Here is a 17147-nt window from a genome sequence, read left to right on the forward strand (position 1 = left end):
AGGGCGGTCACGGTGTCGCGCGCCTACCTCGGTTGCGCCAGGTGTCGGTGATGGCGATGCCGAGCACGACTCCCGTGGTGAGGATCAGGACGAGGATCGGGGCCAGCGGGGTCAGCGTCGGCGTCAGGCCGATGAGGAGCGCCAGCCAACCGAGCCGCGACCGCGAGATCTGGCCGAGGAGCACGTACTCCGAGCCCATCCGTCCGACCACGAACAGGACCGGACCACCGACGATGAGGACGATCCAGGTCGCAGGGGTGGTGGTGCCACCGGGCTGGTGGAGGACGAGGTCCACCCCGGCTGACGTGGCGATCACCCCGGACACCAGGACGGCGTAGACGTACGGCGCGAGGCGCACCGCACCGCGTGGTGCTGGTGTGCCGACCGGTCGACGAAGCGGTGGGACTGGGTCACGTAGATCTGCCAGAGCAACAGCGCGGTGGTGACCGCGGCGAGGAAGGCTGCGAGCCGGCCGGGGCTGTACTCCGCGCTGGCGAACTGCAGCGTGGCCGTCAGCGTCAGTTCGCCGAGGACCAGGATGGCGATCTGCTGGTACCGCTCGCCGAAGTGGACGCTCAACTGGTCGTACTGGTCGAGTGGCACCCGACCCCATCTCGGTGTCGGATAGCGAAGCGCGGCGGCCACGTAGTCGACCACGAGCGCGGCGGCCCACAGCCCGGCGCGCCAGGTCGGGTCGACGAATCCGCCCGCGAGCCACAGGGCTCCGGAGACGACGAACCAGAACAGGAAACGCCCGGCCCGGGTATGCGCGAGTTGCCGGCGTAGCGCGACGACCAGGATGATCCCCCGTACGAGGTGGAGGCCGACGTACGCGCTGGCGAAGACGGAACCGCGCCCACCGTAGGCGCCTGGTACGGCGACCGCCATCAGGACCACGCCGAACATCGCGCTGGCGATCACGCCCTGGATCACCCGTAGCCGGGGATCGTAGAACTCGGTCTCGGTCGCGGTGACCGACCACGTCCACCAGGTGGCGAGCAGCAGGAGGACGTTCTGTCCCAACCCGTCCCAGCTGGGTTCCCTGGCGAGCTGCATCGACAACTGGGCGAACATCGCGACGTAGAAGACGTCGAAGAACAGCTCCAGCAGCGTCGCCCGATTCGATGATCTGGGATTACGCCGTGGCCCGGTCGGGTCCGTGCTCGTCATCCATCGGCCGTATCTGCTGCTCCCGCTGACCCTTCCGCGCCGAGGTCAATGGCGTTCCCCCGACGTGAGGCGTGCCCACGGGGAACTCCCGGAACGACTGCTGCCGGTGGTGCGCCTGTGACGTGCGCACCGAACATGCCTTCCTTTCGCGTTCGCGTCCGATGTGAGAAACCCTCTGCTACGTTCCGTTTAGTAGCTAAAAATCGCATTTGAGGCTATCGGCACCGATTGGGCGGTGCGGACCTGTCGTGCACGGACAAGGGTGAGGTGGCGTCGATGTCCAAGCATCAACCGGAAAATCAGATTGTCGGTCAGGCAGCAGCAGCGCAGCCCGGGCCGCCAGGACGGAGACGGTGGGCACGCTGGCTCGTGGCCGGGGTGACCGGGGTGGCCGGCCTGGCCGCCGCGAGCGGCGCCGCGGGAGTCACCGGGGCCTCCGGCCTCGACGACATCAGCGGCAGCCTCGGCAACGCGGCGAAGCAGTTGATCGCCGGGGGTGGCCGGATAACCGGCGACGACAATGGCGGACAGGACCCGGGCGGCAAGGACGGCGAGGATCGCAAGGACGGCAAGGATCGCAAGGATCGCAAGGATCGCAAGGACGACGGGAGGGTCGTGCCGTGTGACGCCGACGAGTTGATCGCCGCGCTCGTGCGCGCCAACGCGGGCGACGGGGCAACGCTCACGCTCGCCGAGCGGTGCACGTACACCCTCACCGCGTTCGCGCCGGCCACCACACCGGCCACGCCCAACGGCCCCAACGGCCTGCCGGTCATCACCAGACCGATCGTCATCAAGGGCGATGGCGCCACCATCGTCCGGGCGGCCAACGCCGAACCGTTCCGGATCCTGGAGGTCGGAGTCGGCGGAAACCTGACGCTCCGCGACGTCACCATCAAGGGCGGTTCGGCGACCGTCACCGGCGGTGGCGGCATCCGCGTCGACGCCGGCGGCAGGGCCACCCTCGAACACACCAACCTGGTCTACAACCAGTCCACCGGCCCCGGTGGCGGGATCGCCAACTTCGGCGTCACCACGATTACCGGCAAGGCGAACCGTGCCGAGGACGCGGCCGACCCGAGCAAGAAGGCGCACCACAACGAGCCGGCGGCACGGTCGGCGGAAGGTTCGGCCGGCGTGGCGGCGCCGACCGCGGAGAACGCCGGCACGGGCTGGGACCGGGACGGCAAGGACCGGGACGAGAGCGAGATCAGCAACAACGTCGCCGTGTTCAACGGCGGGGGCATCCACAACAACGGCTACCTCACCGTGGAAGACACCAGGGTGAGCAGCAACCACGTACGCGGATCCGGCGGCATTGTGCTGACCGGTAACGGTGGCGGGGTGTCGAACGGCCGCGTTGCCGTGCTCGATGGTGTCCTCGTCAACCACAACACTGCGGACTTCCGCGGCGGCGGCGTCCAGGGCGGACTCAACGCGACCACCATCGTGAAGGACACCGAGGTCAGCGACAACACGGCCAGCAACGAAGGCGGCGGAATCTTCAACGACGGCGACTTCCACCTGGAGCACAGCACGGTCGAGCGCAACGTGGTCGGCCAACGCGGCGGCGGCATCTTCAACCAGATCGGCCAGTTCGTGGTCGAGCACAGCACGATAAGGGAGAACGCCGTCCGCAACGAGCACGGCGGCGGCGTCTACGTCGGCAGCGGCACCGTTGTGCTGCGGCGGAGCCACGTCGACCAGAACAAGGCCGTTGGCGCGAACTCGCAGGCCGGTGGAATCTACAACAACGGCACGGTCGAGCTCACGGGGTCCACGGTCAGCCAGAACGTCGCGACCCTGCCGCCCGGCGGCATCTTCACCAGCAACAACCAGGTCACGGTGGACGAGGACTCCCGCATCATCAAGAACCGGCCCACCAACTGCGCCGGCAGCGTCCAACCCGTCCCCAACTGCTTCGGCTGACCTTCGGCCACCCCCCGTAGCCTCACAGCTGTACGCAGGCCATCCGGCCCCGCCCGGGTCTGACCGAACCAGGTCAGACCCACGGCGGGGCCGGACGGCTTGGATCATCCGCGGCGGCTGAGCCTTCCGGCGGCCCCGCCGCCCGCCAGGCAGCGTGCCGCCAGTGGGAGTGACTGTCACGTCCGTGGGTAGATGGTTGGTTCCGTTCTGCCGCGTTGCGGGAGGTGCGATGGTCAGGCGCAAAACGTTCCGTGACGCCGTGGTGCTGGTCACGGGAGCGTCGAGTGGCATTGGCCGCGCCACGGCGTTGGCGTTCGCCGCCGAAGGGGCCAGACTCGTCCTCGCCTCGCGCGGCGAAGAGGCGCTTGCGGAGGTGGAGCACGCGTGCCGGGCACGAGGTGGGCAGGCGCTGGTGGTGCCCACCGACATCGCCGATCCGGCGGCCGTCGAGCGGCTGGCCCGGCGGGCGGTGCAGCGGTTCGGGCGGATCGACGTCTGGGTCGAAGCGGCGGCCGTCGGCATTGCGGGGCCGCTGGGCTCCGAATCGGTGGACGAGATCCGCCGGCTGGTGGACACCAACGTGTTCGGCAGCGTGCTGGGCGCCCGCGCCGCGATGACCACCTTCCAGGCGCAGGGGGACGGCACCCTCGTGCTCGTCGGATCGTTGTTGTCGGTGTTCCCGAACCCGCTGGTTCCGCTGTACTCGATGAGCAAGTTCGCCATCCGAGGGCTGGCCCTGAACCTTCAACAGGCGGTCGCCGGTCATCGCCGGATACGGGTCTGCCTCGTGTTACCGGGGCCGGTCGACACGCCGTTCTTCGAACGGGCCGCCAACCACTCTGGCCGCCAACTGCGCGCCATCCCGCCCGCGTACGCACCCGAGCGTCTGGCGGCCAGGATCCTCGCCGGTGCCCGCCGCCCGCGCCGGCAGGTGACGACCGGGGTGGTCGGACACCTGGCGCTGACCGCCCACCGAGTGGCGCCGCGTATCACCGAGTCGGTGGTCGCCCGGTGGAGCGCGACGTACGTGACCAGGCGAACCGCCGCCGCACCCTCGTCGGGATCGCTGTTCGAGCCGCCATCCAGCGGGGCTGCGGACGGCGGATATCGCCGCGGCCGGGTGCGTCGTCGGCTCGGCGAGTGGCTGGGTGTCGCGCAGGCACGCGCGAATCGACCGACCGCCGGCTGACGGTCGGTACGACACCCCACGGCGTCACCGTGGTTCGTGGGGCGCAGGTTCTTTCGCCAGGACGTAGCGGCGTTTGGGCGACTGCAACTCGCCGACACCCCACGCACGTGCCTGCCGCACCGCGGCGTCCACCAGCAACCGGCCGACCCCGCGGCCCCGATGCGATTCGTCCACGAAGAGGCAGTCCAGGTGGGCGTACTCGCGACATTGCCAGGTCGAGAACTCCCGGGTCCGGCTGATCCACGGTCGCGACGCATGCCTGTTCCGCCGGCGTCGGGGCTGCCGAGACGGCCAGCGAGAACGCGCCGGGATCGGCCGTCAGGGCGGGAGGGTTCGTCACCGCTCAATGATCAACTGTGCCGGGCGATCCGAGCCACCCCGCCGCGACCGCACAGTCGTGGCCGCGGGCTCGTCGCCGACGGTCGAGCGTGACTTATCTGAATCGTGACCTTGTGAGGCCCTCAATCCAGGCGCATAGATCTAGCTGTCCGTCGATGGCTGGACTAACGTGCGGCCTCACCAGATCAAGGAGGCGTGCCGTGACTCAACCTCCCGAGCCACCCGAGACAGGTCCCCAGGTCGAACGGTTCGGCTACCGACAGGAACTGAACCGAACCCTCAGCTTCACCGACCTGCTCATCTACGGACTGATCTTCATGGTGCCGATCGCCCCGTTCGGCATCTTCGGCAGCGTGTACGCCGGCTCCGGCGGCATGGTGGCGCTGGCCTACATCATCGGCATGGTGGCGATGATGTTCACCGCCCTGTCGTACGCGCAGATGGTCCGCGCGTTCCCCATGGCCGGCTCCGTCTACAGCTACACCGGTCGCGGCATCGCACCGCCCGTCGGCTTCCTCGCCGGCTGGGTGATCCTGCTCGACTACGTCCTCGTGCCCGGTCTGCTCTACCTGGTGGCCAGCGTGGCCATGCACTCCCTCGTGCCCGGCGTGCCGGTGTGGGTGTGGCTGGCGGCCTTCGTCGTGCTCAACACCGTCGTCAACTACTTCGGCATCCAGATGACCGCCCGGGTCAACCGGGTGATGCTCGCCGCCGAGCTGGTCATCCTTCTGATCTTCCTGGCCGTCGGCGTGGTTGCGCTCGCGCAGGGCAAGGGCGCCGGCTTCTCGCTTCGGCCCCTGTTCGACGCGGGCACCTTCTCCTGGCCGCTGGTCTTCGGCGCGGTGTCGATCGCCGTGCTCTCCTTCCTCGGCTTCGACGGCATCTCGATGCTGGCCGAGGAGAGCCGCGAGGAGGCGCGGCAGATCGGCCGGGCGATGGTCGCGGCACTGCTGCTGGCCGGCGCCCTGTTCGTCGTACAGACGTGGGTCGCCGCCCTGCTGGTGCCGGACGCGGCCGGTCTGCTCGACAACGGCGACCCCGAGGGAACCGCGTTCTACGACGCGGCCCGCGTGGCCGGCGGGGGCTGGCTGGCCGGGCTGACCGCCCTGGCCACCGCGATCGCCTGGGGCTTCGCCAACTCCCTGGTCGCCCAGGCCGCGACCTCCCGCCTGCTGTACGCGATGGCCCGCGACCGGCAGATGCCGCGCTTCCTCGCCCGGATCAACGAGAAACACAAGGTGCCGGCGAACGCCACCCTGCTGGTCGCGGTCATCTCCCTGGCGCTCGGCCTCTACATGGCCAGCCGGGACGACGGCATCTCGCTGCTGTCCACGCTGGTCAACTTCGGCGCCATGACGGCGTTCCTGGCGCTGCACGTCTCCGTCGTGACCCACTACGTCGTCCGCAACGGCAGCCGGGACTGGTTGCGGCACCTGGTGGTGCCGGTGGTCGGATTCCTGATCCTGCTCTACGTCGTGATCAACGCCAAGGTGGCCGCCCAGGTGCTCGGTTTCGTCTGGTTGGGCGTCGGGCTGCTGGTCCTGCTGGCCTTCTACCTGACGGGTCGGCGTCCCGAGCTCGCCGCGCTCGTCGACATCGCCCACGACCGCACCGACGAGCCGGTGAAGGAGCCGCAGTGACGACCGACGTGGTGAAGTACCGTCCCGAGCCGGGCGAGCTGTCCTACACCTTCGGCGGGCGCGAGGCGGTGCTCCGGGTGCGCCCCGGCACGATCCTCGAGCTGTACACCGAGGACTGCTTCGGCGGGCGTGTGCGCAGCGCCGACGACCTGCCGTCGCAGGTCTGCCAGTTTCCGTACCTCAATCCCGTGACGGGGCCGATCCACGTCGAGGGAGCCGAGCCGGGGGACACCCTCGCCGTGCACTTCGTCTCCATCGAGCCGGCCCGGGACTGGGCCGTGTCCACCACCTTCCCGCACTTCGGCGCGCTCACCGGCACCCACACCACGGCGACCCTGCAACCCCCGCTGGAGGAGGTGGTCTGGCGGTACGACGTCGACGTCGCCGCCGGCACGGCGACGTACCGGGCTCGCCGGGGCGACTACACCGTGGCGCTGCCGCTGGACCCGATGCACGGCACGGCCGGGGTGGCGCCGGGTGCCTTCGAGGCGCGGATGACGATCACACCGGACGCGCACGGCGGCAACATGGACACCCCGGAGCTGCGGGCCGGAGTCACCGCGTACTTCGGGGTGAACGTGTCGGGAGCGCTCTTCGCCCTCGGTGACGGGCATTGCCGGCAGGGCCATGGCGAGGTCTGCGGCACCGGCATCGAGGCGGCCATGAACACCACGGTCGTCGTGGACGTCGTCAAGGGGGTCGGCACCCCGTGGCCGCGGCTGGAGTCGGACGACGCACTGATGTCCACCGGCTCGGCCCGGCCGCTGGAGGACGCCTACCGGATCAGCCAGCACGACATGGTCACCTGGACGGCAGAGCTGGTCGGGCTGGACCAGCTCGACGCCTACCAGCTGGTGAGCCAGGCCGGTGAGGCTCCGGTCGGCAACGTGTGCGACACGAACTACACGATGGTGGCGAAGGTCGACAAGCGCTACCTGGGCGGGGTCGCCGGGTACGACGGGGTGCACGTCCGGCTGCGCGAGACGGCCCGTCACTACCTGACCCATCGGTGACCGGGGCAGGGGCCGGCCGGGTCACTCCGGTCGGCCCCGCCGCTACCCGACCCGATGAAAGACACCGCAAGGTCGTACGACACGGCGCGGCCCTACGCGGAATTGCGATCGCTACGTGTCCGCCCGCTTTTCGAGGTGGACCAGTGCCACGTCCGACGTGACCTGTACGCGACGGATCGGGGTGTAGCCGTGCCGCTCGTACAGTCGGATGTTGGCGTGGCTCAGATGACCGGTGAACAGCATGTAGCGGTCCACCTTGCCGGTTGCCTCGCGCTCGACGGCGGTGAGCAGCCGGGTGCCGATGCCGCGGCCCTGGAGATCCGGCGCGACCATGAGGCGGCCGATGTGCAGGGCCGATCCCTTGATGCGAGCGCGGACCGAGCCGACGATGCGATGCCCCATCGTCGCCTTGAGCGCCAGATCGGACCCGAGTTCGGCGGCCAGCTCTTCGTACGTCTGGGTCAGAGGGGGCAGCGAGGTGTCGCCGTAGAGCTGGGCCTCGGTGACGTACGCGGCACGCTGAAGGGTGAGGATCTCTCCTACGTCCACCGGCCGTACGGACGAGATCGAGACGTCGACCATCGGGCGATGGTAGGAGCCGGCGGTCGCACCGACAAACTGGATTGTCACGCCGCCTGCCGCTCGTGACGACCGGCGACACCGCAGTCGCTTCAGGACGTACGGCTGCGGTCCTGGCGCGCAGTTTTCCTCGATCTTCTAGGCGTCGAGCCGAGGCACCCACCGGTCACCGAGGGCTGCGTTCAGCGCCAGCAGCAGAAGGCTCATCAGGACCGCCGCGAGGATGCCGAGACCGATACCGAAGAGCCCCCGGTCGCGACGCTCCCGATCGCTGGCGGGGGCCGCTGGACGCGACCACGGGCGCTCCCGGGACAACCAGAAGAGCAGGCCGAGCCCGTACGGCGCGATGGCGACCAGCCAGAACCAGAACCATCGAGTGCCGAGGACCGGAGCCGGGCCGGCGACGACCACACCGAGGAAGACGGCGGCGAGGACCAGGCCGATCACGGTGACGGCGACACCCGGGGCACGGACCACGCCAGCCCTGCGCTCCAGGTCGCCCGCCCGCAGGTCCTGCGCTACACCGACGGCACCGGGCCCGGAGTAGCTCGCCGGGTCGACGGCGCCCGTGGTGGTGACCTGGCCGAATCGGTCGGTGTCGGTCCAGTGCACCCGACCGTCGGGCGTCCGCCAGGCGAAGAGTGGACCGAGCGTGCTGGATGTCTGCAACTCGGAGGCATCGAACCACGGCCACGGGCCACCGCTGTCGCCCCAGCTGCCGCCCCACTGATACGCCGTCACGTCGCCGGCGGCGATGTCCGCCCTCGCCTGCTCGTAGCTCTGCTTTCGCGGTGCCGTCCACCAGCTGAGGGCTGCCGCAACGAGCCACAACAGGACCAGGGCGAGCCGCAACATGCCCCACCACCGCCATGTCGGCCCGGCCGGCGCAACGGACACAGCATGCACTCCGCCCTGCATGACCACATGGTTCCAGTACTGTCCAGCCCCCACCGCCGATGGCAGCCACAACTTGCTGCCGCCTCCACCATGACCTGCGCTACGAGCACTGCGGCGGTTCGGGATCGGGTGCAGCGGATGGGGCACCGTGCGCGTGACAGTGACGAGACCCGTCCGACACCGAGGACCGACATGACCGTAGGGCACCGACCGGGAGCACCCGGTGCGCCACCGCCGCTGGAGTTCACCGGCTTCTACGAAGCGCACTTCCACCGCCTCGCGGTGCAGCTCTACGCGTACCTGGGGGACCACGCCGAGGCGCAGGACCTCACCCAGGAGGCGTTCTGCCGGGTGCTGGAGCGGTGGGACCGGATCAGCACGTACGACGACCCGGCCGCCTGGGTGCGGCGGGTCGCCTGGAACCTGGCCACCAGCCGGCTGCGCCGGGTGCGCACCGCCGTCAGGCACCTCGCCCGGCAGCGGGAGGAGCACGTGGCCGGCCCGGGACCTGACCGGGTGGCGCTCACCGCCGCGTTGGCCGCCCTACCCGCGAACCAGCGCCAGGCCGTCGTCCTGTACCACCTGGCCCAGCTCAGCGTCGCCGAGATCGCCGACCAGCTGGACGCGCCCGAGGGCACGGTCCGGTCCTGGCTCAGCCGCGGCCGGGCGGCGCTGGCCAGCCACCTCACCGATCGGCAGGAGGTTCACCGTGCGTGAGACCGACCTGGACGACGTGTTCGCCGAGTTCGAGCGACGGACCGCGCCAACCTTCCGTCCGCCCGGCCTCGCGGCAGCGGGGCGCCGGGTCCGGGACCGCCGGGTCCGCCGCCGCGGCCTGCTGGCCGGCGTGGTGGCGCTGTTGCTGGCCGGCCCCGGTGGCGCGTACGCGCTGGCCGGGCGGGGCGGTGACGGCAACCGGCCGACCCCGACACCGAGCCCCACCGCGTCGCCGCCCGACGATCGGCCCGTGCGGCGGACGGTGACGGTGCCCGGAGTCCGCGGCGAACTGCGGCAGCTTACGTTCGTCGATGCTCGGCACGGCTGGGCCTCCTTCGACACCTGCGATCCGGAAGACGTCGGGTCGACTGACTGCCGGCGTGACCTCGCGCGCACGACCGACGGCGGTGTCACGTGGCGGCGGATGGTGCTTCCGGCGGTGGCGAACGAGCCGACGACGACGCCGGAGAGCCTGCTCCTGCTGCCCACGGACGACCAGCAGCTCACCGTCGCCATCGGCGACCGGTACCTGGTCACGACGGACGGCGGCGCGTCCTTCACCGAACACCAGATCGACGCCCCGCCGCGGGTGACCCGGCTGGCCACCGCGAGCCGCAGCGGTTACCTGTTGCGCTGCCCGGACGACGACCGATTGTCGTCGCACATCCCGTGCGCCCGTCAGCGGCTCATGCGGGTCGACGGGGCGGCGGTCCCGGCGCAACCGCCCCTCGACCTGGCGGCGAACGCCGACAAGTCGCTCGTCGAGGGTGGCGACGACCGGCTGTGGGTGGCGGTCCGCAACGGCAACCGGATGACCGTCACGGTCAGCGACGACGGGGCGGTCACCTGGCGGAAGCTGCCGACGGTGGCGGGCGCTGCGGGCCTGCTGGTTTCCCCCGACGGCACCGATGTCTGGCTGGTCAGCATGAATCCGGAGAGCGGGACCAGATTGGCGGGCCCGAAACGGGTGTGGGCGTTGAGGGGCGACCGCTGGCAGGAGCAGCCCGGCCTGCCCGACGACACCTTCGCGGCCGTTGCCGCGAACGACGGGGTGTTGGCGGTGACCGGCGTCTCCGGCGGCGGCGGTTACTGGGTCGACGGGCGGTACGTCGACGAGCCTGCCCTCGGTGGGAGGCGGCGAGATGGTGGCGAGGCCTTCATCGCGCGGGTGCTCCCGGACGACACGATCGTCATGAGCTACCCGACGGGGATCGTCCTCGGCACCGGTCCCGGCGTCGACCGCTCCTGGACCTGGCTCTCCTGACCCGCTGTGGACACGCGGCCGGTCCACCACACAAAGGGTGGTGGACCGGCACGCGGGTCGTCCGGGCTCAGGCGCGGCGCTGGACGAGCCGGCCGGTCAGCACGACGAAAGTCTGTCGGTGATCGGTAAACCGTTGAGCCCCGTGCGGTGTCTTGGTATCCGACGGGGGCTGGGAGGGCAGATGCGAGATTCGCGTGGTACGGAGTTCGACGATTTCGTCCGTGCGCGTTCGGTGTCCCTGCTGCGGGTTGCCTATCTGCTGACGGGTGATCAGCACGCGGCGGAAGACCTGCTTCAGGAGGTGCTGGAGCAGTTGTACGTGCGCTGGCCTCACGTGCGGACCACCCCGGAGGGCTATGCCCGGCGCGCGTTGGTGAACCGGGCCGCCAACCGGTGGCGTCGGCGCTCCCGGCGGCCTGAGCGGGCGCTGCGTGACGTGGACCGCGTTGAACAGGACCACGCCGATGATGTTGCGCTCCGCGAGGCGGTCATTGCGGCGTTGCTGACGCTGCCGCCTCGACAGCGTGCCGCGGTCGTCCTTCGTTACCTGGAGGATTTGTCCGTCGCCGACGTCGCCGCCGCGCTCGCGTGTTCGGAAGGTGCCGTGAAGAGCCAGGCGTCGCGAGGGCTGGCTCGCCTGCGGGAGGCGTTCTCCGGATCCGATCTCGTCATGTCCTTCGCCAACACTCTCGGGAGTTCGCGATGACCATGCAAGACAATGACGTGCGCGCCATCCTGCGCCGCGCGACGGATCACCTGGCCGGCCCTCCGGGCCTCCTCGACGAGGTGTGCCGGAGTGGGCGGCGCCGAGTCGTGCGCCGCCGGGCCGTCCTGGCCAGCGCTGTCGCGGTTCTCGTGGCCGCGCCTGTGGTGGGTGCGCTCGAATTCTCCGGCACCAGGGATCGGGGCGAGGTCGCCTCGCCGCTGTTCGACCAACCGACGCGTGGAGACCTGGCTGGCGACAAGGGCTATCTGCGACGGGTTGTGGAGACCTGGCGGCGCCACCTCGAAAAGAATGCGCTGGACGAAGGTCTGCGCGGCGAACCGCACGTGGTCTGGGCGGGCAGCACACCGGTCGGACCCGCCGCCTACGTTGCCCAACGCACCGCCACCAATCCCGTCGTAAGTGAGCCGCAGGGCGACCGCATGGTCGCGGTGGCAGCGTTCGTCGAGCCCACCGCCGACGGGCCACGTGTCATGACGGGGGAGACGGTTACCGACGCCGGCACCCACGGCAACTCGCAGGCAGCGCTGCTGGGACCCGATCGGAACGTGCTGCTCGTGCTGGACGCGGGAGCGCCGGTGGAATTCTCACCGGAACTGCGGTACACGGCCGACGGCAGGATCGACCGCACATTCGAGCCGGTTGCCTTCCGGGACGGCGCCGCCGTACTCCCGGTGCCACCGCAGCGCACCAAGATCACCGTCGCGCTCGCCAGGACACCCGTGAGCATGGCGAACCAGGTCCACATCACCAACGTCACGGACATCCTCGAACCCAACCGCGAGGACCGGCCGCCGCAACCGACCCTCAACCACACGCTGCCCGGTGCGGAGGCGGTGTGGGGCGACAAGGACGTCCCTGAGGTGCCGGCGCTCGACGCCTACTACGACGCGGGCGGCGTCCACACCCACGACGGATCCCCCCTTCTGCACATCCGAGGTGTCACCCCGGACGGCCGACGCCTACTGCTCCAGACCATTCAGTACGACGACGACCCGCCCCGTGCGATCGTGATGCTCGCCCGCGACGACGCCCCCTTCACGGTCGCGGCCAGCGGGTTCGCGGACAGGACAGCGCCGCTGCCGGTGCGGCTGCGGCTGCCGGACCGGCAGGGCGTCCTGGTCGCCGCCGAGGGCGCGGCGCTCGGCTATCAGATCGGCGCCGGGAAATGGCACGACGCCGGGCGAGACGCAGCCCTGCTCCCCGCCAACGCCACCAAGGTCCGCGTCACCCCCGCCACCGGCAACGCCACGACCATGAGCATCGTCCCCTAGCCTGAGACAAATTCGGCCAACCTTGTCACCATCTGGATTGCTCCATGTTCGGCAGTCGCGCCTCGGGTCCGCCGGTCGTGGCCAATGTCGCGCCCGCCAAGGCCCCAGCCGCCGCCGGGTCGGACCCGACCACTGCCAACGGCGTGGTGATCGGGCATAGGCCGAACCCGTGGCGTTGACTGGCTCCGGCCGGCTGGGTGGGTGCCGGTCGCACGGTTCAGGCGGATCCGATGGCCCGCGTGACCAAGGCCGCGCCGGAGGCAACGAGGGTGACGCCGACCAGTACCAGGACCACGCGGGTCAGGATTCGGCCGGCGGCCACCCCGACGATGACGCCGTACTGCTCCTGTTCGGCTCGGACGAACCGACCGGGCAACAGATCTTCATTCGGGCAGCGACGGACGCCGCCCGTACCGCCAGTCGGCGCACCCCACGAATCTGCCGTGCTACCCGGCGGCCTCGACCGTCGCGACGCGGACGATGTCGGGGTTGCTGCTGCACCTCTCGGCACGAGCTAGTCACGGCGTAGCCTCGTCTGGGCGAACGCTGCCTGCACGGCCGCGGAGAGCGCGGTGATGTCGTACGCCCCGTGGTGGCGCCGGCCGTTGATGAAGAACGTTGGTGTTCCGGAGACGCCACTGAGGTCGGCGGAGTCCATGTCCTCCATGATCCGGTCGGCGCCCCGCCGCTCGGCGAGGTACTCCCGGAACCGGTCGAGATCCAGGCCGAGCTGTTGCGCGTAGCGAAGCACGTCGGTGTTCCCCAGCGCGTCCTGGTGTTTGAAGAGCAGGTCGTGCATCTGCCAGAAGGCGCCCTGCTCGCCCGCCGCCTCGGCGGCTTCGGCGGCGAGTTGGGCGTGCGGGTGGACCTCGGTGAGAGGCAGGTGTCGCCACACGTACCGGATGTTGGCGAATTCGGTCAACAGTTCGCGGACCACCGGTTCGGCCTGCCCGCAGTAGGGGCATTCGAAGTCACCGTATTCGACAACCGTTACCGGCGCGTCCGCTGGCCCACGCATGTGATCGCGGTCCGCTTCGACCGGGACCAGCAGGTCGACGATCTCTTCCACGGTGCCGAACAGGGCGCGGGTGCGCCGTGCCTCGGGGAGCCGGGCGGCGAGCTTGAACACCGACCACGTCACGACGGCGGACACGACCGTCGCGGTGAGGATGCCGAGCTTCGCCTCGTCCAGGGCGGCACCCTCGAGCGCGTGAGCGGCGACCAGGAGGGCGACGGTGAACCCCATCCCGGATACCGTGCCCACGCCGGTCACGGCGGCCCAGCCGACGGGCGGTCGGAGCCGGTTGCGGGTGAGGCGGGGCACCAGGCGTGCGGTGAGGATGACCCCGGCTGGCTTGCCGACGACGTACGCCACCACCACGCCTAGCGTGACCGTGGAGGTGACGGCCCTGGCCAGGAGGTCGCCGTCGATCACGACGCCGGCGTTGGCCAGGGCGAAGAGCGGCACGATCAGGTAGCTCGCCCATGGGTGGTAGAGGTGCTGCAACCGGTCGTTCGGGGACAGTGCGGCGGCGAGCCCGGCGCGTACCGAGTCGGCGAACTGTGGGGTGGGCTGCTCGCGGAAGAGGCGGAACAGGTCGCTCGTCCGCTGGAGTTCGACGCGACTGGGGGCGTAGGCGTAGGTGAGCAGTCCCATCACGAGGCCCACCACGACCGGGTCGACGCCGGAGACCGAGACCGCGAGCCAGGCGGCCACGCCCAGCAGCAGGTGCAGCGGGCCGTAGCGTAGGCCGGCAGCCCGGGCGAGCAGGACGACCCCGAAGATTCCGGCAGCGACGAGCAGTGCCGTGGGCCGCGGATGCTCCGGGTAGGCGATCGCCAGCACCGCGATGGCGACCACGTCGTCGACGACGGAGACTGTCAGCAGGAAACCCCGCAACCGGTCCGAGAAACGCGGTCCGAAGATGGCGATCGCGGCGAGCGCGAGCGCGGTGTCCGTGGCCATCACCACGCCCCAACCGGCTGCGTTGCTGGTACCGCCGTTGAATCCCAGATAGATCAGGATCGGCACGAGCATGCCACTGAGGCCGGCGAGCAGCGGCAACGTCAACCGGCGACGCTCCCGCAGTTCCCCGATGTCGAAGTCGCGGCGCAGCTCCAGTCCGGCGACGAGGAAGAAGAACGTCATGAGCCCGCTGTTGACCCAACTACGCAGATCACGGGAAAGTTGCCAGTCGCCGAGCTGTACCGAGAGCGGTGTGTGCCAGAACGACTCGTACGACGAGGGGACGAGGTTCATCCAGACGAGCGCGGCCACCGTGCCGACCACGACCACTCGTGCGCTACCGGTCTCGGTGCGCAGGAAGGAGCGGAAGGAGGCGTCGACCCGGCCGACCCACGCGGTCTGACCGGACCAGCGTCGGCGGGAGCCGCCTGTCGTCATCGGGGTCACCTCGACCGTCTCACCAGCAGTTCAAGATCCGGCAACCACCGTAACCGGCAGGTAGGGACTTCCCGGCGAAACCGCTGTTCTGGGGAATACGACGACATGCGGTGAGCCGCAGACGGGGTGTGTGGCATCCTTGCCGGTCGCAAATCCCCGAGGATGCTCAGCGCGGTCCGGGTGGTGCGTCAAGGTCGGCGCCTGGGTTTGGAGAGTCGGCTGACGTGCTTCAGCGGTCCGCCGGGCAGCCGGCGCGCCGGCCGCCCGGCGAGTCGGGTTAGCCTGCCGTCATGGCGAGCGTCGAACTGGATGAGTTGATCGTCGCGGACGTCGAGGCGCTGCGTGCGTGGTTGTCGGCCAACCACGCCACGTCGCCCGGCGTCTGGCTCGCTCTGACCAGGAAAGGCGGCACCGCCACCACCCTGACCTGGCAGCAGGCGGTCGACGAGGCACTGTGTTTCGGCTGGATCGACGGGCAGACCCGTAAACGGGATCAGGAAAGCTCCTGGATCCGGTTCACCCCTCGCAGGCCCCGCAGTTCCTGGTCGCAACGCAATGTCGCCAACGTGGCGCGGTTGGAGGCGCAGGGACGGATGATGCCCCCGGGCCGCGCCGCGGTGGAGGCCGCGAAAGCGGACGGGCGGTGGGCGGCGGCCTACGCCCCGCCGTCGGAAGCCGAGGTGCCGGCCGACCTGCTCGCCGCCATCGCCGCCGACCCCGCCGCCCAGGCCATGTTCGACGTCCTCACCAAGACCAACCGGTTCGCCCTCATCCATCGCCTCAATGCCGTGAAACGGGCGCAGACCCGCGAGCGGAAGATCGGCGAGTTCGTTGCCATGCTGGCCCGTCACGAAACGATCTACCCGCAGAAGGCGAAGCCTCCGAACTCGCCGCAGGCGGTCGATCGGTAAGTGTGTGGCGCGGTGTCGATGGTGTGGGGACACTGCGTCGGTGACCGATCCTGCACCGCCGCAGCTGCTTCGACCTCGCGCCCTGAGGCCCGGCGATCTCGTCGTGATCGCATCGCTGTCCGGGCCGCTCCACGCGGCGTACGAGCCCGACCTCGAGCAGGCGATCGCCGTGCTCGAGCGGATGGGATTCCGTGTGCGTCGGGCACCGCTGCTCGAAGCGGGGCGCCACCGCTGGTGGAGCGCGGCCACGCCGGCGGAGATCGCCGAGGAATTCAACGCTCTTCTGCGTGATCCCGAGGTGCGCGCCATCATCGCGCACGACGGCGGCCAGACGGCGCTCGGCTACCTCGACCTGATCGACGTGGACGCGATCGTGGCCGATCCCAAGCCGATCCTGGGCTACAGCGACATTTCACTTCTGCATCTGGTGCTCCATGCACGCACGGGTCTCGTCGGGTTCCATGCCGACTTGGCCACGCCCGGGCTCGGTGGAGCGTGGCAGGTTGCGCCGCCGACGCGCCGAGCGGAACTCGAAAGGCTCTACGAAACGTTGCTGACCGGTACGGAGGCGATCGGTGCGCTGCCTGCCACTCCGTCGTGGGAGTGCTGGCGTGCCGGTCGTGCCGAAGGTCGGCTGCTCGGCGGGGTGATCAATCGCATCGTGCTGGCACAGGCGACGCCCTACGGCCTGCCGCTCGAGTGGTTCGACGGTGCGGTGCTGTTCTGGGAGGAGATGGGCGGCCAGGCGTCGTACGTGTGGAGCTACCTGCACGTGCTGAGGCACTGCGGCATCCTCGATCGGATCTCCGGCATGGTCGTGGGCGTCCCGTACGCGATCGACGGGCTCGGAGGGCCCGACGCGTCCCCGACGCTGTCGGAGATAGTCCTCGACGTCCTCGGTGACCGCGACATCCCGGTACTGGGCAACGTCGAGTTCGGACACGCCGGCCCGAATCTGCCGATGCCGGTCGGCATCCGCGTCGGCCTCGATGCGCAGCAGCGGACGTTGTCGCTGCTCGAACCGGCGGTACGGGCGTGCGCGCCGGCGGGACCGGGCACTCGATCGGTGAGTGGTTGAGAGGCCGCTGCGGATCGTG

The 17147-nt window shown here is 70.0% G+C and carries 15 protein-coding genes and 1 pseudogene; 10 read left to right on the plus strand and 6 right to left on the minus strand.

From position 1 onward, the window contains the following. Positions 1-7: 7 nt before the first annotated feature. Positions 8-1170, minus strand: a pseudogene (locus ACSNOA_RS14655) (low temperature requirement protein A). Positions 1171-1446: 276 nt separating this feature from the next. Here ACSNOA_RS14655 and ACSNOA_RS14660 point away from each other — a divergent pair. Both ACSNOA_RS14660 and ACSNOA_RS14665 read left to right on the plus strand, forming a co-directional pair. After that, positions 1447-3099: a hypothetical protein gene (locus tag ACSNOA_RS14660; protein WP_436658720.1), complete on the plus strand. Its 1653-nt coding sequence runs from the start codon at positions 1447-1449 to the stop codon at positions 3097-3099. 259 nt (positions 3100-3358) lie between these two features. After that, the gene (locus ACSNOA_RS14665) at positions 3359-4288 is read left to right on the plus strand and encodes an SDR family NAD(P)-dependent oxidoreductase (RefSeq protein ID WP_436658722.1); all 930 of its coding nucleotides are present in this window, start codon (positions 3359-3361) and stop codon (positions 4286-4288) included. A gap of 24 nt (positions 4289-4312) precedes the next feature. Here the strand turns inward: ACSNOA_RS14665 and ACSNOA_RS14670 are convergent, their stop codons facing one another. Then, complete coding sequence (locus ACSNOA_RS14670) at positions 4313-4600, minus strand: GNAT family N-acetyltransferase (RefSeq protein WP_436662301.1); 288 nt, start codon at positions 4598-4600, stop codon at positions 4313-4315. A gap of 227 nt (positions 4601-4827) precedes the next feature. Here ACSNOA_RS14670 and ACSNOA_RS14675 point away from each other — a divergent pair, with 227 nt between their 5' ends. Together ACSNOA_RS14675 and ACSNOA_RS14680 are read left to right on the plus strand one after the other, a co-directional pair. Next, the gene (locus ACSNOA_RS14675) at positions 4828-6267 is read left to right on the plus strand and encodes an APC family permease (RefSeq protein ID WP_436658724.1); all 1440 of its coding nucleotides are present in this window, start codon (positions 4828-4830) and stop codon (positions 6265-6267) included. Then, positions 6264-7280 carry an acetamidase/formamidase family protein gene (locus tag ACSNOA_RS14680; protein ID WP_436658726.1) on the plus strand — a complete coding sequence of 339 codons (1017 nt, stop codon included), beginning with the start codon at positions 6264-6266 and terminating at the stop codon, positions 7278-7280. Before ACSNOA_RS14675 ends, ACSNOA_RS14680 begins: the two co-directional genes overlap by 4 nt. A 111-nt stretch (positions 7281-7391) precedes the next feature. Here ACSNOA_RS14680 and ACSNOA_RS14685 read toward each other — a convergent pair whose 3' ends face one another. Both ACSNOA_RS14685 and ACSNOA_RS14690 read right to left on the minus strand, forming a co-directional pair. After that, positions 7392-7862 (minus strand): GNAT family N-acetyltransferase, encoded by a 471-nt coding sequence (locus ACSNOA_RS14685; RefSeq protein WP_436658728.1) that lies wholly within the window; start codon positions 7860-7862, stop codon positions 7392-7394. A gap of 135 nt (positions 7863-7997) precedes the next feature. Then, the gene (locus ACSNOA_RS14690) at positions 7998-8714 is read right to left on the minus strand and encodes a hypothetical protein (RefSeq protein WP_436658730.1); all 717 of its coding nucleotides are present in this window, start codon (positions 8712-8714) and stop codon (positions 7998-8000) included. A 234-nt stretch (positions 8715-8948) separates the two neighbouring features. Here ACSNOA_RS14690 and ACSNOA_RS14695 point away from each other — a divergent pair, with 234 nt between their 5' ends. The 4 genes from ACSNOA_RS14695 (at position 8949) to ACSNOA_RS14710 (ending at position 12735) form a co-directional block, all read left to right on the plus strand. After that, positions 8949-9473 carry a sigma-70 family RNA polymerase sigma factor gene (locus ACSNOA_RS14695; RefSeq protein ID WP_436658732.1) on the plus strand — a complete coding sequence of 175 codons (525 nt, stop codon included), beginning with the start codon at positions 8949-8951 and terminating at the stop codon, positions 9471-9473. Beyond that, positions 9466-10737: a WD40/YVTN/BNR-like repeat-containing protein gene (locus ACSNOA_RS14700; protein ID WP_436658734.1), complete on the plus strand. Its 1272-nt coding sequence runs from the start codon at positions 9466-9468 to the stop codon at positions 10735-10737. The genes ACSNOA_RS14695 and ACSNOA_RS14700 overlap by 8 nt, the downstream gene beginning before the upstream one ends. Positions 10738-10918: 181 nt before the next feature. Further along, complete coding sequence (locus ACSNOA_RS14705; protein WP_436658736.1) at positions 10919-11443, plus strand: SigE family RNA polymerase sigma factor; 525 nt, start codon at positions 10919-10921, stop codon at positions 11441-11443. Continuing rightward, entirely contained in the window at positions 11440-12735 is a 1296-nt protein-coding gene (locus ACSNOA_RS14710) for a hypothetical protein (protein ID WP_436658738.1), read from the plus strand. Before ACSNOA_RS14705 ends, ACSNOA_RS14710 begins: the two co-directional genes overlap by 4 nt. Positions 12736-12952: 217 nt before the next feature. Here ACSNOA_RS14710 and ACSNOA_RS14715 read toward each other — a convergent pair whose 3' ends face one another. Beyond that, positions 12953-13111 carry a hypothetical protein gene (locus tag ACSNOA_RS14715; protein WP_436658740.1) on the minus strand — a complete coding sequence of 53 codons (159 nt, stop codon included), beginning with the start codon at positions 13109-13111 and terminating at the stop codon, positions 12953-12955. 138 nt (positions 13112-13249) lie between these two features. Beyond that, the gene (locus tag ACSNOA_RS14720; RefSeq protein WP_436658742.1) at positions 13250-15139 is read right to left on the minus strand and encodes a Na+/H+ antiporter NhaA; all 1890 of its coding nucleotides are present in this window, start codon (positions 15137-15139) and stop codon (positions 13250-13252) included. Between the two features lie 290 nt (positions 15140-15429). On the opposite strand from ACSNOA_RS14720, the gene ACSNOA_RS14725 reads away from it, so the two are divergent. Both ACSNOA_RS14725 and ACSNOA_RS14730 read left to right on the plus strand, forming a co-directional pair. Beyond that, complete coding sequence (locus tag ACSNOA_RS14725; protein WP_436658744.1) at positions 15430-16050, plus strand: YdeI/OmpD-associated family protein; 621 nt, start codon at positions 15430-15432, stop codon at positions 16048-16050. 40 nt (positions 16051-16090) lie between these two features. Further along, positions 16091-17128 carry a S66 peptidase family protein gene (locus ACSNOA_RS14730; RefSeq protein ID WP_436658746.1) on the plus strand — a complete coding sequence of 346 codons (1038 nt, stop codon included), beginning with the start codon at positions 16091-16093 and terminating at the stop codon, positions 17126-17128. Positions 17129-17147 lie beyond the last annotated feature (19 nt).

Source organism: Micromonospora sp. URMC 103 (assembly GCF_051386435.1).
In the GTDB taxonomy this organism is placed as follows: Bacteria; Actinomycetota; Actinomycetes; order Mycobacteriales; family Micromonosporaceae; genus Micromonospora.